Below are 6,976 nucleotides of genomic sequence, written 5' to 3'. Positions count from 1 at the left end.
GCCAATATTGATGAAGGGGTCTTGTGCTCCGTTCCGTATACGGAACGGAGCACAAGACCCCTTCATCAATATTGGCAAAAAATGATACAGACCTCCAAAATGATGTTCAAGCCCAAAAATCTCTTTTCACTTTTTGACAATCTCAAAACTTTACAACTTTCCATAAACATATCTTTTACAAAATGTAATTTTTGTCTGCAAGCCATTTGTATCATTTCTTTACACTTTTCACTTTAAAAAGTGCACCAAAAAAGCCGGCTTTGCGACTCGCAAAAAACGGCTTTTTTTGACTTTTGTCACTTCCCACTTGCCATCCGTTTATATTTTGCCTCCTTGGCACCTTTTGGAGTACCCCCGAACTGTGTCCAAGCGGTTTTTATCCAGACTTCCAGCGCGCTCGCATATGCCCTATATAGCTCGATATGGCGCTTTTGCGTCCTTTTGGAAGAAACCCCCAGCAAGCGGTCTAGGCTCTCTCTGAGCGGCTCTATGAGCGTTGTACGCTTGCCTCCATGGTCTTGAAAGCCAAAAGCGTCCATCGTGCCCTTAACTTCCTTGATGTCCTCCAAAACGGCCGTCCGCGCGCTCTCTTGAGCCCCAGCCGCGGGTACTTCGATAGGCGGGCATCCGTACCCTACGCGGGCCACTAGCGCGTTAATGTCGTCCAAGTGGCCGCGCGCGGCGTCATAAGGCCCTGTTGCGTACTGTTGAAGCTCGTCCAGCAAGTGCGTGTCTGGGCCTTGCGTGGGTGCTTTGTGGGCTTGGATAATAGCCAGCCGCGGCCGATAGCGGATGTCGGGGTCATAGTCTTCCAAGTCCTTTTTGAGTGGCGCGAAGGTGAGCCTTATAAAGTCTTTTACGCCTTCGCCTATCTCAGCTTCGGCCGCCTCTTCTGCCCACAGCTCGTTTCGCCGCATAAAAGCCCGTGCCGCTTGGATGTGTTCTGGGGTGCATATCGGGCTTTCAAGCTCGCTGTAAGTATCGTAGCCCGCGTACCTTTGCCGTAACGTTAAAGCGTAAGTGCTGATGCCGCGGTCTAGTGTCTTCACTTCCAGTGTGGAGTCTTCGAGTTCTTCTCCGATGTTGACGCCAACAACTCGCACCCCCGCAAGTGAGTTGATGTCGTGCCCCAGCTCGACCGCTCGCTTTTTGACTTTCACACGGTGTGCCAAAAAGTCGTCCCAGTAAGTGTCTTCCGCCTTAGTCAGCTCGCTATCATAGACTTCTTTTGCCCGTTTGATGTCGTCCGCATAGCTGGGGTCGTACGCTATCATCCGTGCCTCAAGGTCGGAGCTTTCTCTGATCTCCCCGTCCAGCTTGCGAAAACTGTTGCGCATACGCGCGTTAAAGCCCCGCCGCGCGCGCTCAGCACTTATCCAGTCATCTTCGCTTTTGACCTTCCCTACCGCACTTTCAGTGTGCCTTAGCCACGTGCGATAGCGCAAACGCCAGTCGCGGATGCTGGAAGACTCCGCTGTTTTGGTCTGCCAGTAGCTTTCAAGGTCGCGCGACAACTTATCCAGCTGGGCCAGCTCTGTTGATACGAGGTCGGCCATCTCTTTTCTGTTCCTTGCTCCCATCCTTACACCTCCAGTCTTTTGATGGTTACGTCCGTGTGGGGTTTCTCGTCCGTGCCTAGGGCCGTGTAGCGCTTGACCATGCTTGCGCCTTGTACCCACCTATCATCAAGGCCAGCATAGCGAAAAGGTTCACTGCCGAAGGTCGCGTCAACCGCCGCCTTGTAGAAGTTGTCCAAGTCGCCGCTGTTGGCGGCCATAGGGAAGGCCGTTTTGACGGTTTTCGGTCTTTTCAAAACGAAGGTCAGTTGTATGTAAAAGCCCGCGAAACGCGGGTTTAAGGGATGTTTTTTGCCCTTGTCTGCCTTTGCCTCAACCACACGGATAGGAGCGCCGTACTCCAGATGCGTCAAGATGTACAAGGGATTTTCGGCGCCTGTCGGTTGCTCGTCCAGCCATTCCTCCAGCCACGTCCTCACGGCCTTCAGATAGGCTCTGTAGTCATCTGGCGTGCGCGCATGGCCCCCAGCTCCCAGCCGTGGTCGCTTGGCCGTTACTGGGGCAAAAGGTATGGTGAAGTTGACCTCTTTTTCGACTTTTCCTTCCATAGCCATCACCTTCTAAAACATCTCAGCCGTGAAATGAAAGGCGTGGCAAGGGATGTACAAGGCAAAAGCCCAGTCCTTGTCATCTTCTTTGCCGTCAAAGTACCCCAGCTGTAGGGAGCGCTTGATGGTTTCGCGCTGTTTCTTTTCGGCGAAGTTTTTTACATAGTACCAAAGTGCCCACTTTTCAACGTTGACCTCGTTTTTAGGGTCTTTAGCCAGTGCCTCAAGCTCATTCCGTGCCGCCTTAGCCGTTGGGGCCGCCTCAATCTCCAACCACTGCTTGTCGGGCTGGGGCCTTTTTACTGAGTTCTGGATGTAGTAGCGGGTCAGCAGTTTCAGCAGATGTGGCGTAACTGGCGCGATAACGGGCGCGATAAGGTTATGTGGGTCAAAGGGTAGACCTTCTTTTGCCGCTGTTTTTGCTGGGGCTGGGGCCGCCTTTTGGCCCGTCAAGGCGCTCACTTCCGCTAGTACACGGCTGTTTGCTTGGCTCTGGTCTACAGTCTGCTTGTGTGTCTGCTTGGCTCTGCTTTGCCGCAAAGTCTGGGCCTTCGCCGCGCGGCCGCTGTTGTCGTAGGCGCGATGCTGTGTCTTTTTGCGGTAAAAGGCGTTTTCGCGCGCATAGTCCAGCAAGTCCTCAACACTCTTTACAGTAAAGTGCGAGCGGATGTACTCCGCGCGGCCTTCCAAGTCCATCGGGTTGGCCTCTTCACCAAGCCCCATGGCTTTTAGATGCCTGTAAAAAGTCGGTCTGCTCTGCCCAGCAACCTTTGCCAGCGTGCTCTTAGATACGTCGATACGTGCCAAGATGTCTGGCGCGAGTAGCTTTTCAGCCACTCCCAGTGCCAGCTGTTGGCCTTGACTTAGCCCCTTTTGCGATTTTCCCATAAAAGATGCCTCCTGTTTTTTTACTGCCTTTAGTATATCATTTTTTTACACTTTTAGCAATCAGTGAGTACCACAAAAAATAGACTTCTGCTCCCTTTTAGACTGACAGGGATGTTGATGTTATGCCCTTTTGTAGCCGTGCCGCACTGCCCAGCCTTTAGCGTCGCCAAAAGGCCAGCCAGCACCATCCCCCCCTGTAGCAGTGCACACTTCCGCAGCCTTTAGCCCCACCGCGCGTGCCGTGGAAACGGCCGTGCCCCCAACTCCAGCACCCCGTAGCCGTGTAGCCGTGCCGCACTCTGTAGACCGTGGCCCCGCAAAGTCCGTCCCCGCTGTAAAGTTGCAGGACTGCCTCGGCCGTACGAAACCCACCAAACGAGATGCCGCGTAGCCGTAGCCGTGTGGTATGAGCTTGCGAGCGCCAGCGAGCTTGCGGAGTAGCCTTCAGTGGCACCTTGTGAGCGAGCGCCAGCGAGCGGCACGCGGCTGAGCGTAGCGAAGGCGGGGGCCACGCACTCGAAACGCACAAAAGAGTGGTTTAGATCGAATGTAGACAATGTAGACACATGTAGACAAGGTGTAGACACCAAAATGTCTACATAAAAACCCTTATATATCAAGGGATAGAAGTATATGTAGACAATGTAGACACATAAAAATATAAAATTTAAATTTTAAGCCATTTATATATAAGTTGGGAAAAAAAAGTGTCTACATCAAAAAAAGAGAAAAAAAAACGTCAAAACCGTTGGGAGAGTAAGCGTAAGCACGTAGTCAACGCTTTGTCTACGGATGTCTACACCTTTTTTTTGAGTACACCTTATCCCTTGGGAGAGTAAGCGTACCCGTGTAGACACTTTTTTTGTCTACATCAAAAAATAGCCAAAAAGGATGTCTACATCAGCTGAAAAAAGAGTAAAAAAAAGCCCCGAAAAAATCGGAGCATTTTTTAAGGTTTATAAAGGCTTGTAGTAGTTTTCCATCTCGGGAGTAAGCTTGTTTGTTTCGGCGTATGCGTCAGTGTAAGTTGGGCGCGATGCCTGTTGGGTAGGTGTGAGTGGCACTTCTTGAGTAGCAAGGAAGCTCAGCTCGGCGATGGAGACAATGCAAACCTTCTTTATAGCGGTACCTATGCGGGCTGAGGCGCGCTTCTTAGTGCTTGGTAGGCCATAAAGATACTCGGTGAGTGTGGATGTAAAAACACCGCGCGCCCCTGGGCTTTCTTGACCTTTTAGCCAGCCCTCAAAAGCAACTTCGAGTGCCTTTTTCGTGCCAAAGTAAAGGCTGTTACCATCGGCACTCCGTCCTAGGTAGGCCGTGGGATAGCTTTGCGGCTGGGCCAGCATAGCTTTGATGAAGTCTTCGACATAGCTTTGCTGAGGACTGAGCCTTGAGTAGCCAGCTTCTTTGAAAGCTCGGTCTTCCGCGGTTTCGGGGAGCTCAAGGCTCAGAGTGGCGGCGGCGGCTTTTGAATATCCGCCAGCGAGATGGCGGTCAACTTCCGTGTTCAAATAAAGCTGGGCGTTCCCTAAAAGGGTAAGGATGTAGTCGTCAGTGGTCTTTTGACGGTCGAAGCTTTCGATAGCGATAGGCCAAAAACGCCGTGAGCCCGTCTCATCAGCCAAGAAATCGCTATTGTTGGCCGTGCCTATGATAAGGCTTTTTAAAGTGAAGCGCGTGATGCCATTGGCATACTTCAAGTTGATGTCGGCTACATACGTAGTAGTGCCAGCTTTCAAGTGCCCTATCTGGCGCCCAGTCATTTTTTCAAGCTCAGCGTACTCAACGATAGCGCTTTGGGCTCGTGAATACACGGCTGTTTGGCTCTCGCTATCGCCCGCATCTTTTACAGCACCGCCCCAGCCAAGGCACAACTTACGTACAAGGGTACTTTTTCCGATGCCTTGTGCCCCAACGAGGATTGGCATCCCCTGCATACCCGTAGCCCCACACAAGCGCTCATAAGCTGGGCGGCCAAGCGCGTCAACAAAACGTATTTTGAGAGGTGCATAAAGCATATACTGCAACACTTTCCAGCGGTAAGGCTCAGCGGCTGTCTGGCCTAGTGCACCAGTGTCTGAAACCCCTTCGCTCATCAAGTCCCAGAAGGCGAGCTCAAACTTTTTTGCCATCCGATACCCTATCTTTTCATTAGTGTCGCCTTGTAAGTTTTTGAGCTTACCGCTTTTGACGGCTAAGGCACTTGTCTGCGTCAAAGCTTCGAAGCCATCAAAGAAGAAGGGCGAGGAGGCCGCGTTTTCGTAGCCCAGCTGGCTGAGGATGTCGTGTGAGAAGTGCCGCTCGTCAAAAAGCGCGGCCGCATAGCCTTTGATAGTACGGGCGGTTGACCAACGGCCTTCACAGTAGCTCTGGATAGCACTAAAAAACCGCGGTTCACGATAAGTTTCCATTTTTTCCCGTACAAAAGTGTGGGGGTCAAAAAGGGCCTTAAAAGGTACTGCATAGGCTTGGCCGCTGGTGTCAAAAAGGACGGCTTTGCCTTGCTCAAGGTACAAATGGCCAATAGCCAAAAGTGCCATGCTGATGCGCGTGTTGAGCCCCCCAACGATGCGGATATATGAGCCATCTTCAGTGTATGTTTTCTTCCATGCTTTGCTCAAGTCAGTAGCCATGGCGAGCGTCCAAGAGAGGTCAGAAAGCCACGAAAGCTCTTGAGTGCTGGGGAAGGCCTCATCAGTAGTGCCGAAGAAGCTGATATTGGAGTTAGTATCAGTACCATCAGCCCCCTTCGAGATATGACGCGCCACCAGTGCCGATTGCGTTACGCCGCGGCGTGGGTTGCGTCGCCATCCCAGCAAGCGGATGCTTTTCTCTTCTTCGCTTTCTTCAGCACGGCGATAGGCCAGTGCATCAGCTGGGCTCATCTTTGCCAGCTCTCCCCAGAGCTTTTCACTGGCTTGCTCAGGAAGCATCTTAGAAGTTTCATCAAAAGTTTTTTTCATTAAAAAAACCGCCTTTCATTTTCAGCATTATATAAACGTTGAATAGCTTGAAAGAACGGCGTTTTGAGCTGTTAGTGAACGCTTGTGCTTACAGACACCACGCGGTTTCAGCTTGCTTTTTACACCCAATATGCTAAGATAAAAGGCGTAAAAAGATATATAAAAAGCGTTCCGTTCAAAACGCGCCGTAAAAGCAAAGTCCAAGACTTCCCAATCTTTTTTGACTTCGCTTTTTTTCTTTCACGAAAAAGTGTATCACATCCACGGTTGTGATGCACTTTTTACTTTAAAGGCGTCTCAGAAGCTCAAAATGAGCCTCTGGGGTGCCTTTTTGCGTTTCACGATAAAAACATCGCCTCTAACTTTAAAGGGCCTAAAAAGGCCATTTTTTGACCGCTAACAGCATGTAAAAATCTGCTGAAAATGCAACGCCATTTTTCTATCGGTGTCAAAAAGTAGGGCTCAAAAAACGGGTGCTTTTTAGTGCCAAAAAGTCGGGGTCATTTTTGAACCGACTAAAAAAAATCGCTTTTTACAAAATGTAAAATTCATCGGTCGAACGGACGGCAGATTTAGACCGCACTTTTTAAGCGTGCCAGCGCCTAAAAATAAAGGTCAAAAAGTCGTCAAAACCCCAGTATGATACAGTACGGGTGATTTTACATTGTGTCAGAATTAATTTAATTCTTACAAATTGTAAAAATATCATATTAAAAAGTGTAAAGAAATGATACGGAGAGAGAAAAGGGACGTTTTTGTAATTGACGACTTCATGAAAGACAAAAAGTAAAGACATCAAAAACTGTTCTGTTCAAGTTGAGCTGGACAGAAAAAACAAAGTTGGTTTTGTCGTCAACAATTTTGTACCTTTATAAGTGTATCAAATCTTTACACATTTTATATTATAGGCTCAGTCTCATTTTTTGTCAACTTTGGGGAGTAAGTCTTTTGCTCCGTTCCGTATACGGAACGGAGCAAAAGACTTACTCCCCAAAGTTGA

5 protein-coding genes are annotated in these 6,976 nt (G+C 49.8%); all 5 read right to left on the bottom strand.

The features are described from left to right. Positions 1-296: 296 nt before the first annotated feature. The 5 genes from QOS03_RS08760 to QOS03_RS08740 all read right to left on the bottom strand — a co-directional run bounded on the left by QOS03_RS08760 (position 297) and on the right by QOS03_RS08740 (position 5,976). Positions 297-1,580 (bottom strand): hypothetical protein, encoded by a 1,284-nt coding sequence (locus QOS03_RS08760; protein WP_283576140.1) that lies wholly within the window; start codon positions 1,578-1,580, stop codon positions 297-299. A 2-nt stretch (positions 1,581-1,582) separates the two neighbouring features. After that, a complete protein-coding gene (locus QOS03_RS08755) occupies positions 1,583-2,125 on the bottom strand; it encodes a RusA family crossover junction endodeoxyribonuclease (RefSeq protein ID WP_283576139.1) in 543 nt (180 codons plus the stop codon). 12 nt (positions 2,126-2,137) lie between these two features. Next, entirely contained in the window at positions 2,138-3,013 is an 876-nt protein-coding gene (locus tag QOS03_RS08750; protein WP_283576138.1) for a hypothetical protein, read from the bottom strand. A gap of 221 nt (positions 3,014-3,234) precedes the next feature. Then, positions 3,235-3,495 carry a hypothetical protein gene (locus QOS03_RS08745; RefSeq protein ID WP_283576137.1) on the bottom strand — a complete coding sequence of 87 codons (261 nt, stop codon included), beginning with the start codon at positions 3,493-3,495 and terminating at the stop codon, positions 3,235-3,237. 474 nt (positions 3,496-3,969) lie between these two features. Beyond that, positions 3,970-5,976, bottom strand: coding sequence for a VapE domain-containing protein (locus QOS03_RS08740; protein ID WP_283576136.1), 2,007 nt, complete (start codon positions 5,974-5,976; stop codon positions 3,970-3,972). Between the last annotated feature and the right edge of the window lie 1,000 nt (positions 5,977-6,976).

This window comes from Limosilactobacillus pulli (genome assembly GCF_947381555.1).
Lineage (GTDB): Bacteria > Bacillota > Bacilli > Lactobacillales > Lactobacillaceae > Limosilactobacillus > Limosilactobacillus pulli.
Note: the sequence above shows the minus strand (reverse complement) of the source record. Positions and strands in the feature narration are given on the sequence as shown.